Origin of the sequence: uncultured Streptomyces sp. (assembly GCF_947488945.1) — a bacterium.
In the GTDB taxonomy this organism is placed as follows: Bacteria; Actinomycetota; Actinomycetes; order Streptomycetales; family Streptomycetaceae; genus Streptomyces.
Genome location: NZ_CANLBS010000009.1, coordinates 331,728 through 345,050 on the forward strand (window position 1 = coordinate 331,728; position 13,323 = coordinate 345,050).

The 13,323-nt window shown below is 68.7% G+C and carries 12 protein-coding genes and 1 pseudogene; 3 read left to right on the forward strand and 10 right to left on the reverse strand.

Translation table 11 applies throughout. The features are described 5' to 3' along the window. Positions 1-197: 197 nt before the first annotated feature. The 3 genes from ispF to Q0994_RS17590 all read right to left on the reverse strand — a co-directional run bounded on the left by ispF (position 198) and on the right by Q0994_RS17590 (position 2,339). Positions 198-692 (reverse strand): 2-C-methyl-D-erythritol 2,4-cyclodiphosphate synthase, encoded by a 495-nt coding sequence (gene ispF, locus Q0994_RS17580; RefSeq protein WP_299535668.1) that lies wholly within the window; start codon positions 690-692, stop codon positions 198-200. Beyond that, a complete protein-coding gene (gene ispD / locus Q0994_RS17585) occupies positions 682-1,473 on the reverse strand; it encodes a 2-C-methyl-D-erythritol 4-phosphate cytidylyltransferase (protein WP_299535670.1) in 792 nt (263 codons plus the stop codon). The genes ispF and ispD overlap by 11 nt, the downstream gene beginning before the upstream one ends. A gap of 383 nt (positions 1,474-1,856) precedes the next feature. After that, entirely contained in the window at positions 1,857-2,339 is a 483-nt protein-coding gene (locus Q0994_RS17590; protein ID WP_006380568.1) for a CarD family transcriptional regulator, read from the reverse strand. Positions 2,340-3,191: 852 nt separating this feature from the next. Between Q0994_RS17590 and Q0994_RS17595 the strand changes: the two genes are divergently transcribed. After that, positions 3,192-3,833, forward strand: a complete 642-nt coding sequence (locus tag Q0994_RS17595; RefSeq protein WP_299535688.1) for a DUF461 domain-containing protein — start codon at positions 3,192-3,194, stop codon at positions 3,831-3,833. 96 nt (positions 3,834-3,929) lie between these two features. Here the strand turns inward: Q0994_RS17595 and Q0994_RS17600 are convergent, their stop codons facing one another. Then, on the reverse strand, positions 3,930-4,610 hold the full coding sequence (locus Q0994_RS17600) for a response regulator transcription factor (RefSeq protein ID WP_188271409.1): 681 nt from the start codon (positions 4,608-4,610) through the stop codon (positions 3,930-3,932). Continuing rightward, complete coding sequence (locus tag Q0994_RS17605; RefSeq protein ID WP_299535694.1) at positions 4,607-5,869, reverse strand: cell wall metabolism sensor histidine kinase WalK; 1,263 nt, start codon at positions 5,867-5,869, stop codon at positions 4,607-4,609. Before Q0994_RS17605 ends, Q0994_RS17600 begins: the two co-directional genes overlap by 4 nt. Before the next feature lie 196 nt (positions 5,870-6,065). On the opposite strand from Q0994_RS17605, the gene phoU reads away from it, so the two are divergent. Beyond that, entirely contained in the window at positions 6,066-6,743 is a 678-nt protein-coding gene (gene phoU / locus Q0994_RS17610; RefSeq protein WP_299535696.1) for a phosphate signaling complex protein PhoU, read from the forward strand. A gap of 628 nt (positions 6,744-7,371) precedes the next feature. Here the strand turns inward: phoU and Q0994_RS17615 are convergent. After that, positions 7,372-8,799 (reverse strand): MFS transporter, encoded by a 1,428-nt coding sequence (locus Q0994_RS17615; RefSeq protein WP_299535698.1) that lies wholly within the window; start codon positions 8,797-8,799, stop codon positions 7,372-7,374. 281 nt (positions 8,800-9,080) lie between these two features. Between Q0994_RS17615 and Q0994_RS17620 the strand changes: the two genes are divergently transcribed. After that, the gene (locus Q0994_RS17620) at positions 9,081-9,842 is read left to right on the forward strand and encodes a phosphoglyceromutase (RefSeq protein WP_299535701.1); all 762 of its coding nucleotides are present in this window, start codon (positions 9,081-9,083) and stop codon (positions 9,840-9,842) included. A gap of 78 nt (positions 9,843-9,920) precedes the next feature. Here the strand turns inward: Q0994_RS17620 and Q0994_RS17625 are convergent. From Q0994_RS17625 to Q0994_RS17640, 4 genes and pseudogenes are all read right to left on the reverse strand, one after another. Then, positions 9,921-10,118 (reverse strand): annotated as a pseudogene (locus Q0994_RS17625) (tyrosine-type recombinase/integrase); the annotation flags it as partial. 215 nt (positions 10,119-10,333) lie between these two features. Continuing rightward, entirely contained in the window at positions 10,334-11,200 is an 867-nt protein-coding gene (locus tag Q0994_RS17630; protein WP_299535703.1) for a DNA-processing protein DprA, read from the reverse strand. A gap of 1 nt (position 11,201) precedes the next feature. Further along, positions 11,202-12,014: a hypothetical protein gene (locus Q0994_RS17635; protein ID WP_299535706.1), complete on the reverse strand. Its 813-nt coding sequence runs from the start codon at positions 12,012-12,014 to the stop codon at positions 11,202-11,204. Positions 12,015-12,396: 382 nt separating this feature from the next. Continuing rightward, on the reverse strand, positions 12,397-13,164 hold the full coding sequence (locus Q0994_RS17640; RefSeq protein WP_299535709.1) for an IS5 family transposase: 768 nt from the start codon (positions 13,162-13,164) through the stop codon (positions 12,397-12,399). Positions 13,165-13,323: the final 159 nt, after the last annotated feature.

Consider the following 13,323-nt stretch of genomic DNA (forward strand, 5'->3'; position numbering starts at 1 on the left):
GTTCGACCCGTTCGCCACACCAGCGTACGTGCAACCCATGTGCAACAAGCGGTGGGGCGTGGCCCTGAGCATGACGGCCAGGACGGCGCACCGGACGGTCCGAGTGCGCGCCGGGCGGGGGAAGCGCCAGGTGGGACGGGGGACGGGCCCGGGCGGGACGCGCCGGGTGCGGCCGGGCCCCGACCGCACCCGGAGGTTCAGGGCCGGTAGACGAGCGCCGTGGCGATGCCGGCGACGCCTTCGCCCCGGCCGGTGAAGCCCAGGCCGTCGGAGGTGGCGGCGGAGAGCGAGACGGGGGCGCCGACCACCTCGGACAGCACCTTCTGCGCCTCTTCCCGGCGCTTGCCGATCTTCGGCCGCAGACCGACGACCTGAACGGCCACGTTGCCGATCTCGAACCCCTCGGCCCGCACGATGCGCGCCGCCTCGGCCAGCAGGACGGTCCCGGCGGCCCCCGACCACTCCGGGCGCCCGGTGCCGAAGTGCTGCCCGAGGTCGCCGAGTCCGGCCGCGGAGAAGAGGGCGTTGCAGGCGGCGTGCGCCACCACGTCGGCGTCCGAGTGACCGGCCAGCCCCGGACCCTCGCCCTCCCACTTCAGGCCGGCGCACCACAGTTCGCGGCCTTCCTCGAACGCGTGGATGTCGGTCCCGACCCCGACGAGCGGAATCACCGGACGGTTCTCAGAAGCCATCGTTGGCCCTCCTGCGCGCGAGTACGGCCTCCGCCAGCACCAGGTCGAGCGGGCGGGTCACCTTGAACGCCTCCTCGTGGCCGGGCACCACGACCACCGGCTCGCCGAGCCGCTCGACCATGCCCGCGTCATCGGTGGCGCCCTCGCCGTCGAACGTCGCGGTGGCGTGGGCCCGCACCAGGACGTCCCGGTCGAACCCCTGCGGGGTCTGCACGGCGCGCAGCCTGGCCCGCTCGGGCGTCGACAGCACCGGCTCCGGCTTCCCCCGCTCCCCCGGCTCGACCTCCTTCACGGTGTCGGCCAGCGGCAGTGCGGGCACCACCGCCGGAGCGCCCTCGCGGACCGCCTCGACGACGGCGTCGACCGTGTCCACCGGCACCAGGGGGCGGGCCGCGTCGTGGACCAGGACGTGCCGGATGTCCGCCGGCAGCGCGTCGAGGCCGAGACGCACCGACTCCTGCCGGGTGTCGCCGCCGGGCACCACGACGTAGTCGGTGCGCTCGGGCAGGGCGTGCGTGTCGAGCAGGTTCTTGGTGGCGGGCGCACCGTCCGGCGGGGCGACCACGACGACGAGCGAGACGGCGCGGGAGGCGGCCATGGCGCGCACGGCGTGGATCAGCATGGGCGTGCCGTTGATCGCGCGCAGTGCCTTGGGCGCTCCGGGACCGAGCCGGACGCCGCGGCCGGCGGCGGGGATGACGGCGGCGACGCGCCCGGACGGTGCGCCGGAGGGCGCCGGCGTGCCGCCGGACGTCCGCTGATCTTCCGGCGACGGTGACATCGATGACATCGAGTTGCACTCCGAGGCTTCGGCAGGTTTGTTTCCACGGGGGACGTGGGTAGGGCCCACAGCGAGCGGGCGCCACGCCTCCGCCCGACCGGACCCCTTCCGTGACCCGGTCGAGCGAGTCGCAGCGCCGGCTCACCCGGACAGCCCGCACCCCCGACGTGGCTGGACACAAAAGAACATGGCTGCATCACGTCAGGACGCGATGGCCGGAAAGTGACCTCCGGACCCCATGCGATGTCCGTGACACGGCTTGTCGACGCCTTCCGGAAGGCGCCGAACCGGGTCCGGACATGCAGCAGCGCCCGGCGACGCACCGTGAAAACGGCTGGTCAGCGGGCACCGCTGCACATGCAATTCGGACCGGACGAACCGGTTCAGGACGCGAGGACCTCGTCCAGCAGAGCTTCGGCCTTGTCCTCGTTGGTGTTCTCCGCGAGAGCGAGCTCGCTCACCAGAATCTGGCGGGCCTTGGCGAGCATGCGCTTCTCACCTGCGGAGAGTCCGCGCTCACGCTCACGACGCCACAGGTCACGCACAACTTCCGCGACCTTGATGACATCACCCGAGGCGAGCTTCTCCAGATTTGCCTTGTAGCGACGGGACCAGTTCGTCGGCTCTTCGGCGTACGGCGCGCGAAGCACCTCGAAGACCCGGTCCAGCCCTTCCTGCCCGACCACGTCGCGCACGCCCACGAACTCCGCGTTGTCCGCCGGCACACGAACCGTCAGATCGCCCTGGGCGACCTTGAGCACCAAGTAGGTCTTGTCCACGCCTTTGATCTGGCGAGTTTCGATAGCCTCGATCAGCGCGGCCCCGTGATGGGGATAGACCACGGTGTCGCCAACCTTGAACGTCATGTGACAGGTACCCCTTCCGTGGCTATCCAGAGTAACACGAGAACGGCTTCTCCTGAATGGTGTTTTCGCAGGTCAGGGCATATCTCGGGGCTTGACAACACCAACAGGCACGTGCTGCGGACGGCTTCCGGAAGGCGGTATTCGCAGGTGGGAGCCCCTGTGCAGCCGAATGGAATCGGGGTCGCCACGTAGGCGCGGCCCCTCGCCGGACGGCCCAAAGATCCCGATTTGTCGGGTTCGGAAGCCCTCGTTTTCCCTACTCCGTTCGAAGAACGGCCACCCGGTCGATCCCACTTTCGGCGATCAATGGAATTGATCAAGCCATGGCGCGAGTTCGCTTTCCGCCGCGAATGCGCCCACCCGAAGAATTGATCATTCGGGTTATGTGAACAGCACATGTCGCGCCCGCACGCCGTCCCGTGCCCGGCCCCGCACCGCGCCGCTGGATCCCGCCCGACGGCCCCTCCGTACCCTGCGCGCCCCGGTACGACGCTCCCGCCGTACCCGGCGAGCCGGGCCCTCGCGTCTCCGCGGCGCACCTCTGCCGACCTCTGGGGACGGCTGGGGCCCCGGGCGCGTCTGCCGGCCGCCGACCTCTGCGAACGGCCGGACTCCCGGGCGCGTCGGGGTGGTTCCGCGTCCGGCGGCGGGCCGCCGTCCGAAGTCCCCGGCGCCACTGGGGCGGGTCGGGTGCGGACCGGTGACAGCGGCTCGGTAGCCTAAGGCCGCTGACACACCCTTAGGACGGCTTTACGTCCACTCGTTCCCGCGGTCCCCGGGGTACGTCCGCACCGCCCCACCCGAGCACATTCCGAAGTCCGCAGTCCGAACGTTCAAGGAGTTGCCGCCGCCGTGAGCCGCAGCCTTCGACACGGCGCCCTCGCCGCCACTGCCCTCGTCGTCTCGATCGTCTCGCTCACCGCGTGCGGTGCGGGCAACGATGCGCAGACGCTCGAGGTGAAGCCGGACAACGCCGCCACCTCGGTCGGCACCATCAAGATCCAGAACGTGAACGTGATCACGCAGCCCGAGCACGACGCCGAGGGCCCGGCCGTGGTCGCCGCGACGCTGTTCAACGGCGGCACCAAGGCCGAGACGCTCCAGTCGGTCGAGCTGCCCGGCTCCGACGCCCCGGTGGAACTGCACGCCGCGAAGGGCGACGGCCCGATCGAGATCCCGGCCGGCGGCCGGGTCATCATCGGCGGCGAGGGCAACGCCTCCGCCGTGATCGAGAACGGCCGCGAGGCCACCCGGAACGGCAACGTCCAGTCGGTGGTCTTCCACCTCAGCGAGACCGGCGAGATCCAGCTGGGCGCCACCGTCGTGCCGGCCACCGGCTTCTTCGAGGGCTTCGGTCCGAGCGCGCTGCCCTCGGCCGCCGGCAGCCCGTCGCCGTCCGCCTCGGAGTCGGCGGACGCGTCGGCCACCCCCGACGCCACCACATCGGAGTCCGCCTCCCCCGACGCCACCGGGTCCGAGTCCGCCGCCGAGTGACCCCGCCGGGGCCCCGTCCCCGGCACGCGCGAAGGGGCGCCTCCCCACGGAGGCGCCCCTTCGCGCATCGGTGGCCGGGCCGGACCGGCGCCCGGTTTACGGCTCGAACTTGTAGCCCAGGCCGCGGACGGTGACGAGGTAGCGCGGCGCGCCCGGGTCGGGCTCGATCTTGGCGCGCAGCCGCTTCACGTGGACGTCGAGGGTCTTGGTGTCGCCCACGTAGTCGGCGCCCCACACCCGGTCGATGAGCTGCATCCGGGTCAGCACCCGGCCCGCGTTGCGCAGCAGCATCTCCAGCAGGTCGAACTCCTTGAGCGGCAGGTCGACCTTGCCGCCGCCCACCGTCACGACGTGGCGGTCCACGTCCATCCGGACCGGGCCGGCCTCCAGGGCCGCCGGGGTCACCTCCTCGGGCTCGCCGCGGCGCCGCAGCACCGCGCGGATGCGGGCCACCAGCTCCCGCGAGGAGAACGGCTTGGTCACGTAGTCGTCGGCTCCTATCTCCAGCCCGACGACCTTGTCGATCTCGCTGTCCTTGGCGGTCACCATGATCACCGGGACGTTGGAGCGGCCGCGGAGCTGTCGGCACACCTCGGTGCCGGGCAGCCCCGGCAGCATCAGGTCGAGGAGGACGAGGTCGGCGCCGTTGCGCTCGAACTCGTCGAGACCATCGGGCCCGGTCGCCGCCACGGCGACCTCGAAACCCTCCTTGCGCAGCATGTAGGACAGAGCGTCGCTGAAGGATTCCTCATCCTCGACGACAAGCACTCGGGTCACGGAAGAGCCTCCGGGGCAGGAATGGGTTCATCGGTGTCGGTCTCGGACGGCCGGTCGTCGTCCCGGACGACGAAGAGCTGTCCGCCGGTCGTGCGTTCCCTGACGCTGCCCGACTCCGGCAGCCGCAGGGTGAAGGTGGAGCCCTGTCCCTCCGAGCTCCAGACGGTGACCTCCCCGCCGTGCGAGGCGGCCACGTGCTTGACGATGGCGAGGCCGAGACCGGTGCCACCGGTGGCGCGGGACCGGGCGGGGTCGACGCGGTAGAAACGTTCGAACACCCGCTCACGGTCCTTCTCGGAGATGCCGATGCCCTGGTCGGTCACGGCTATCTCGATCAGTCCCCCGCCCTGGGCGACGATACGCCGGGCGGCGATGCCGACCCGGGTCCGGGCGGGACTGTAGTTGACGGCGTTCTCCACGAGATTGCCCAGCGCGGCGGCGAGCTGACCGCGGTTCCCCCAGACCCGCAGTTCCGCGGTGCCGCCCGAGGCCATGGTGATCTGCTTCGATCCGGCCTGCTGACGGCACCGGTCGATGGCCTCGGCCACCAGCTCGTCCACCCGCACGGACTCGGAGTCCTCCAGCGGGTCGTCGTTCTGCACCCGCGAGAGGTCGATCAGCTCCTGTACGAGGTTGGTGAGCCGGGTCGCCTCGATCTGCATCCGGCCGGCGAACCGCTCCACCGCCTCGGGGTCCTCGGAGGCGTCCATCACCGCTTCGCTGAGCAGCGACAGGGCGCCCGTGGGGGTCTTGAGCTCGTGGCTGACGTTGGCGACGAAGTCGCGCCGCACCGCCTCTATGCGCCGCGCCTCGGTGAGGTCCTCGACCAGCAGCAGCACCAGCCGCGAGCCCAGCGGGGCGACCCGGGCGGAGACCGCCAGGGCCTCTCCCCGGCCGGTGCCGCGCCGGGGCAGATCGAGCTCCACCTGCCGTATCTCGCCGTCCCTGCGGGTGTCGCGGGCCATGTTCAGCATGGCCTCGACGGAGAGCCGGCCGCCGCGCACCAGGCCCAGCGCGTACGCCGCGGAGCTGGCCTTGACCACGCTGTCGCTCTCGTCCAGCACCACCGCGGAGGAGCTGAGGACCGAGAGGACGGTGTCCACCCCGGGCGGCAGCGGGGCGCCGCTCTCGGGCCGCACGGAGGCGCGCGTCGGGCGTTTCTGTTCGCGTTCGCTCCAGCGGAACGCCAGCATGGCGATCACACCGGTTGCGAGACCGGCGATCGCGGCAGCTGCGGCGACCGCCGCGTTCACGTCCATGTGTCCAGGTTATGCGGGTGTTCAGCCCTCCTCCCAGCCATTCGAGTGTCAACTCGAACACTCGTCGCCCAGAGTTCACCTGGGATAAAGGGTTGATTCATTTCGGCGGTCGGAACCGGACGCGTTCCCGCCGCACCGTGGGAGCGTGGGGGTCCGGCAAGCGACCCCGGCCCCGAAGGACTGGAGAGGGACTTCCATGCGCGACGCTTACCACGAGGAACTCGACTCGATCGGCGACGACCTGGTCGAGATGGCCCGGCTCGTCGGCTCGGCGATCGGGCGGGCCACCACGTCCATGCTCGACGCCGATCTCAATCTCGCCGAGACCGTGATCGCCGCCGACCAGCGGGTCGACGACCTGCAGCACGAGTTGGAGGCCCGCGCGATCGCGCTGCTGGCCCGCCAGCAGCCGGTCGCCACGGACCTGCGGATCGTCGTCACCTCCCTGCGCATGAGCGCCGACCTGGAGCGGGCGGGCGACCTCGCCCAGCACGTGGCCAAGCTGGCCCGGCTCCGTTTCCCGCAGCAGGCCGTCCCGCACGACCTGCACGCCACCATCCTGGAGATGGGCCAGCTCGCCCAGCGGCTGATGGCCAAGGCCGCCGAGGTGATCATCACCAAGGACGTCGACCTGGCACTCCAGCTCGAACAGGACGACGACGAGATGGACCTGCTGCACCGCACGCTCTTCCAGCACCTGATGGACGACCGCTGGAAGCACGGCATCGAGACCGCCGTCGACGTCACCCTGCTCGGCCGCTACTACGAGCGGTTCGCCGACCACGCGGTCTCGGTGGCCAAGCGCGTCGTCTACCTGGTCACCGGCGAGCACGCCGACGAGATCCAGGCCGGCACGCAGACCGAAGGGGCCTGACCGCCGCGGAGCCCTCGTCGCGGACCGGACCCCGGGCCCGGCCCGTCCCCACGGACGGGCCGGGCCTCCGCGTGCACGGGCCGGTTCCGGCCCGCAGGCCCCACCCGTTCTGTCCGACCCGCCCGGCTCTGCGCGTGTGCGCCGTTGATGCGCCCTCCCGGCTGGGCATGCAATGGACGGGGCGGTACGACCACGTCACGCCCCGCCGTGCGCGCGACGCGTACGGCGCCGGTGTGCGGCGCCCCGCGCGCCGGCCCGCGGTATGCCCTGAGGAGGAACCATGGCCGACTCCCCGACGACCGAAACCCCGACCGAGGCGCCCGCGGAAGCGGTGCGCCTGCCGCTCCTGGGAGCCTGCGGTTGCGGCTCGGGCTGCGGGTGCGGCTGCCAGTCCGGCGCGCCCTGCCAGTGCGGCGGCTGACCGGACCCGACCGGCGGGCCGGGGTCCCGCGGCGGGTGCTCCCGCCGCGGGACCCCGGCCCGCCCCCGTGCCCGTACCTCGCCGCTCTGCCTGCCCCGTCGCCGCGCCTCGCCCTCGTCCCGTCGGCGTAACTCGCCGCCGTACCGTCGCTGTACCTCGCCGCCGTAGCGCGTGTCCCTAGTCCGCGGTCCGCGGTCCGCGGTCCGGCTACCGGTCGTGGGAGCGCGGCCCCGGCGCGACCGGTCCGGTCCGGTCCGCGGGGGACACGGCCGCGACGATCGCGACGGCCCCGGTGGACCGCGCGGCCGGACCGGACGGCAGGGTGGCGGCCTCCGGGAGCGGCTGCACCACGACAGTCGGCGCCTCGACCGGCACCACCACCTCCGGCGCGGCGTCCGCCGCCGCCGGGAGCTCGCCCGGTGCGGGCAGGTTCCGCATCAGCGCCCAGTAGCCCAGCGCCGCCACCGTGCCGAGCACCGCGCAGGCCCCCCACAGCCACTCGGCACCGAAGCGGTCGATCACCACGCCGGACATGAGCGGCGCGATCAGTGCGGCGACCGACCAGGACATCGTGTAGACGCCCTGGTAACGGCCCCGCCCATGGGTGGGCGAGAGCTGCACGACGAGACCGGACTGGGTCGGCGCGTTGACGATCTCGGCGAGGGTCCACACGCACACGGTCATCGCGTACACGGCGAGCGAACCGGCGAACGCCGTCAGCCCGAACCCGTAGCCCGCCAGCAGCGCCGAGGCCACCAGCAGCCGGCGTGGATCCCGGTTCTGGATCATGCGGGTGACGGGGATCTGGACGGCGACGATCAGAACCCCGTTGACCGCGATGGCGGTGCCGAAGTCGGAGCTGGTGAATCCGTCGGCCCCCATCGCGACCGGCAGCCCGACGTACCCCTGCTGGAAGATCAGCGAGATCAGGAACGACAGTCCCACGACCCCCATGAACCGGCCGTCGCGCAGCACGGTGGAGATCCGCACGCCGTCGTCCGCGCCGGCCGCCCGCCCGTCCCGCGCGGGGGCGGCCTTCTCGGGGCGCGACTCCGGCACCCGGAGGAACACCACCACCGCGCAGAGCAGCGTCATCGCGGCCTCGACGAGGAACCCGGCCCGGTAGCTGTGCTCGGCGATGAAACCGGCCCCGGCCGATGAGGCGGCGAAACCGAGGTTCACCGCCCAGTAGTTCAGCGAGAACGCCCGTACCCGGTCCTTCGGCGGCACGATGTCGGCCATCATCGCCTGCACCGCGGGACGCGAGGCGTTGCTCGCCATCCCGACCAGGAAGGCCACGCCCGCGATGGCGATCGGGTGGACCATGAAGCCGAGCAGCGCCACGGAGCCGGCGGTCGAGATCTGCGCGATCAGCATCGTCGGCCGCCGCCCGAACCGGTCCGCCATCACGCCCGCGCCGAGCGACGAGACCACACCGCCGAGCCCGTGCAGGGCGGCGACGAGACCCGCGTACGAGGCCGAGTAACCCCGGTCCAGGGTCAGGTAGAGCGCCATGAAGGTGGCGACGAACGAGCCCAGTCGGTTCACGAAGCTGCTGAGCCAGAGCCACCAGAACGCGGTGGGCAGCCCGGACACCGTCTCCCGCGTGGATCTCCCCAGACTGGAAACGGACATACGTGTACTCCCCGGGGTGCGCGGACAGAAGGCGCCGGGACGAGACGGTAAGAGGTCCGGCACTGGAGAGAACATTACGAAGCGGAGGGCGCGGGCCGCCAGTCGATTGACGCCGATCGTCAATCGACGCCCAGGACCGCCCGCCGGGCCGCCCCGAGGGGGCCCGGTCCGGCCCCTGCGGCACCTTCACCCGCCGGACGGCAACCGTCCGCCGGCCCGCCGTCCGTCCGCCCCTCGGCCGGGCGCGCGGAGCCCGTACGGGTTCGATTACGCTCGGACCCATGGCCGACGCACCGTACAAGCTGATCCTCCTCCGCCACGGCGAGAGCGAATGGAACGCGAAGAACCTGTTCACCGGCTGGGTGGACGTCAACCTCACCGAGAAGGGTGAGAAGGAAGCAGTTCACGGCGGTGAGCTGATCAAGGACGCCGGTCTGCTCCCCGACGTCCTGCACACCTCCCTCCAGAAGCGCGCCATCCGCACCGCGCAGCTCGCGCTGGAGGCCGCCGACCGTCACTGGATCCCCGTCCACCGCTCCTGGCGGCTCAACGAGCGCCACTACGGCGCGCTCCAGGGCAAGGACAAGGCCCAGACGCTCGCCGAGTTCGGCGAGGAGCAGTTCATGCTGTGGCGCCGCTCCTACGACACCCCGCCGCCCGTGCTCGAGGACGGCACCGAGTTCTCGCAGAGCGACGACCCGCGCTACGCGACGATCCCGCCGGAGCTGCGCCCGCGCACGGAGTGCCTGAAGGACGTCGTCGTCCGCATGCTCCCGTACTGGTACGACGCGATCGTCCCGGACCTCCTCGACGGCAAGACCGTCCTGGTCGCCGCCCACGGCAACAGCCTCCGCGGCCTGGTGAAGCACCTGGACGGCATCTCCGACGAAGAGATCTCCGGCCTCAACATCCCCACCGGCATCCCGCTCGCCTACGAGCTGGACGCCGAGTTCCGCCCGGTCAAGCCGGGCGGCACCTACCTCGACCCGGACGCCGCCAAGGCCGCCATCGAGGCAGTAAAGAACCAGGGCAAGAAGAAGTAGGTTCCCTGATCATGCCCCCGACCTGCGCATACGGCGCGGATCGGGGGCATTTTCATGACCTGGGCCCACTGTGGGACCTCAGCGGGGCGAATCCTCCGGCGGCCGGAGTGCCTCCCCGAGTGCCTTCCGAGCCCGGTCCCGGCTGCTCGGCATGAGGTGGGCGTACACCTTCAGCGTCAGTCCGGGGTCGGAGTGCCCGAGGTACTCGCTGACGGCCTTGATGCTCTCCCCCGCGTCCAGCAGAACGGACGCGTAGAAGTGCCTCAGCGCGTGCACGCGCTCAGGGGCGGCGGTTGCGGCTAGACGCATGGAAGGAAAATCAGGGCCTGCACGGCTTCTACACGGACGCAGGTTGCACGCTTCTCCGCATCGTAGATCTCTCACACCTCAGGTCAGGCGCCCTGTTCCAACGGTCGACCCGATAGGCCCCGGAATCAACGACCAACTGAACAAACCGGTCCCATTCAATTATCACGCCAAGCCGCGCAAACTTACACAGGAAGGGTCAGTTGCGCGGGACCCTTATCACGGGGCCGCTTATCGAGAATTCGCCCCAGCGCCTCACGGGACGGAATCGGAAATCCTCCCTTCTCAAGCAAAATGCGATTTCCGGCAGGGGTATCATTTCCAAAATTTAGCACCAGCACTGTTCGCCCCATCCGGATTGCTCCCTCGCCAGCAGCCAGGGTCCCGCCCCGCTCCCCAGCCTCAACAACTACAAGGGCTCGCCCTAGGCCAAAAATGATGCGATTTCTTGTCATCGCAGCATGCGTCAGCCAGGGTTGGGTTGGCGGAAATTGGGAGACAACAAGAACACGATCCCGATCGAAGTCCTCAGCGAACGCCTTCTTGATTCTGAAGTGATCGAATCCTTCGGCAAGGACTATTACAGTGGACCCACCCACACGCAATGCCGCTAGGTGGGTTGCCGTATCCACACCTTTTGCATATCCCGAAATCACACTCAATCCACGACTGCTGACCTCTTCTCCGCATGCCACTGCAGCCTTAAGGCCGAGATCACTAACGGCGCGAGACCCGCACATCCCAACTCCGTCGGCTTCCAGCAACTTCGAGTTGCCGTAGCAGAAAAGCACGGGAGCGCTAGCCTTCCCCTTATGAATTAACATTTCAGGATAGCTTGCCTCTCCGCGCAGAACAGCATAGATGCCCCTATCAGCCAGCTCTGCCGCTTTCTGTCGACACGCGCGAGTTGTCGCATCATCCAAGCCGACTGCCAGTTCCTCCAGCCCAGGGAGCCCCTCCTCCCGTAGTACCGCATCAATGCGTGCAGGAGTCCGCACTGTCTCGAAGGCTACCAGCGCCAGAAAAATTGAGTCACTCTTCCTCTGGGACATCTCAGTTCCTCATCGTTCGTACCGCCGCCAAACCGAATACACGCCTTGCGCCAGCACGCTTAGCAGCTCTAGCGACCGCATGCATTGTAGCGCCACTCCTGTAAACATCATCAAGGATAATTACGTCACCAGCAATTCTGCCAGGCGATTCAAAATGACCGTCTGCTATTATCGCCGCTCCCTCTTTGGCTTGAGGTCGCGTTCCTCCCGGTGACTCCGTTCGTATTAGTGGCTTTCCAATTTTCACTGCCACCTTGTCCGCAAGGCGCTCCCCAAAGCTTTGCCCATCTGCTTTGTGCCCTGGAACCGTCATGACATTGTGGCATGCGCGAAGAATTGGATGCTTTGCTATCAAATCGGAAAACTTCTCTACAAGCTCCCTCCGAGCTTTACTCCTAGCCGCACCCTCAGAATAATATTTGCTTCTATAGACGAGTTCACCGGATGGCGTGTTGGGCCAATGCCTCGGATCACCACCGTCAGGGGCTTTGTACCAATCGAAAGCTATCGCGAAGTCGACGTCTCCCTTAGCCGTAAGGGATAACACTTCCTCCAGCACTTCACACAGAGGGCGCAACTCGGCCTTGTCCGATTCAGTGAGGTGAAACTTGTGGGTCCACTTTTCTTTTTGTTCGTCCGTAAGCTCCTCAGGGGCACACGTTCCGAGCATACCTATTTGCCGGGCCGCTTCCTGGGGCCCACAGAGATAGAGCCAGCGGTCCGGTGTCACCTCCTTGGCGAGCTTCTTCAGGGTGTACTCCTTGAGCCGGTTCCCACGACTGTCTGGAACAAAAGCAGGCACCACGATTCGCACGTAACGTCCTCTCCGCCAACTGACCCTTCAGATCAGCCTAGTGACGGGGTGGCAGCTTGTCTCTAGACTCACAGCGCCCGCGCACGCCCGCTGGGCCGCCCGCCACTGCAATAGATCATGCGTTCGCATTTCACCATGGAAGCAGTATGTGCGGAGGCACTGACAACGGCGGTGCAGTGCCTCCGCCTGAGCCAGAGGGAGCGTTCCACGCGATCTTGGCTGATGCAGCATCAAGCCTGCCGAGGGTCTCAACGGACATGGCCCCGTACTCCTCGGCAAGCCAGTGCGTGTTCGCCGCGGCGATCCATCGTTGTCATCCGTCCGTGGTGAGTGACTGAGGAGCGCACCGATGCCTTTTGCAACCCCCAGTGAGCCTTTTCCATCATCGGTCTGAGCTGGCCAGATGCAGGGTCAGGACGGCTTGGACCAAGCTTGTGATGCGGGTCGTCGAGCACCGCAGCTTGCGGAGGAGTCGCCAGGACTTGAGGGTGGCGATGGCTTGCTCGACGAGGGCCCTGATCTTGGCATGGGACCGGTTGACGGCCTTCTGACCGTCAGTGAGCGTCTCCCAGCGTCCCCAGTGCGGGATGCGGACCGAGCCTCCGGCACCTCGGTATCCCTTGTCTGCCCAGCACTTGATGTTGGTTTCCGTGAGCACGCGGACGATGCCGTGTTCACGGGCGGCCCGGACGTCGTGGACGGCGCCGGGAAGAGCCGGTGATACCCATAGCAGCCGGCCGGACGGGTCGGTCAGGATCTGCACGTTCATCCCGTGCTTCTTGTGCTTTCCAGAGTAGAAGGGGCGGTCAGCGGCGATCCGGTCGATGGGCAGCAGCGTGCCGTCCAGCAGCACGAACGCCTTCGTGGATGCCGTACGGGCGGCCTCTTTGAGGGTCGGGGCGAGTGCGGCCAGGAGGTCGACGGCTTCGGTGACGTATCGGTAGGCGGTCGCGGTGCCGACACCGAACCCGGCCGCGAGTTGGGCGTAGGGGTGGCCGTTGCGGAGGTGGGCGAGTGTGAGCAGGGCCTGCCGGCCCGGGGTCAGGCGCCTCCACCGGCTGCCGAGCTCTCGGCGGTGTTGACGGAGCTTGGCGGACAGGAAGCGCAGGACAGAGTTGGACACGTCGACGCCGGACGGGTAGACAAGCACACGAAGCCTCTGGTGGAGAAGGAATTCTTGGTCGAAAACCCATCTACCAGGGGCTTCGCCTGTCTCTCGGTCCAACTGGCCGCCGGACCACACGAATGGAGAACGCCCAGTGCTCGATGCACATATGAATGGGGAAGGCAGGCGTGGCAAAGGGGCCGT

What these genes read in the sequence shown, in the direction of transcription:
- ispF (WP_299535668.1), bottom strand. Translation starts at nt 692, where the DNA reads ATGGCTTCTGAGAACCGTCCGGTGATTCCGCTCGTCGGGGTCGGGACC.
- ispD (WP_299535670.1), bottom strand. Translation starts at nt 1,473, where the DNA reads ATGTCACCGTCGCCGGAAGATCAGCGGACGTCCGGCGGCACGCCGGCG.
- Q0994_RS17590 (WP_006380568.1), bottom strand. Translation starts at nt 2,339, where the DNA reads ATGACGTTCAAGGTTGGCGACACCGTGGTCTATCCCCATCACGGGGCC.
- Q0994_RS17605 (WP_299535694.1), bottom strand. Translation starts at nt 5,869, where the DNA reads ATGGACGTGAACGCGGCGGTCGCCGCAGCTGCCGCGATCGCCGGTCTC.
- phoU (WP_299535696.1), top strand. Translation starts at nt 6,066, where the DNA reads ATGCGCGACGCTTACCACGAGGAACTCGACTCGATCGGCGACGACCTG.
- Q0994_RS17615 (WP_299535698.1), bottom strand. Translation starts at nt 8,799, where the DNA reads ATGTCCGTTTCCAGTCTGGGGAGATCCACGCGGGAGACGGTGTCCGGG.
- Q0994_RS17620 (WP_299535701.1), top strand. Translation starts at nt 9,081, where the DNA reads ATGGCCGACGCACCGTACAAGCTGATCCTCCTCCGCCACGGCGAGAGC.
- Q0994_RS17630 (WP_299535703.1), bottom strand. Translation starts at nt 11,200, where the DNA reads ATGTCCCAGAGGAAGAGTGACTCAATTTTTCTGGCGCTGGTAGCCTTC.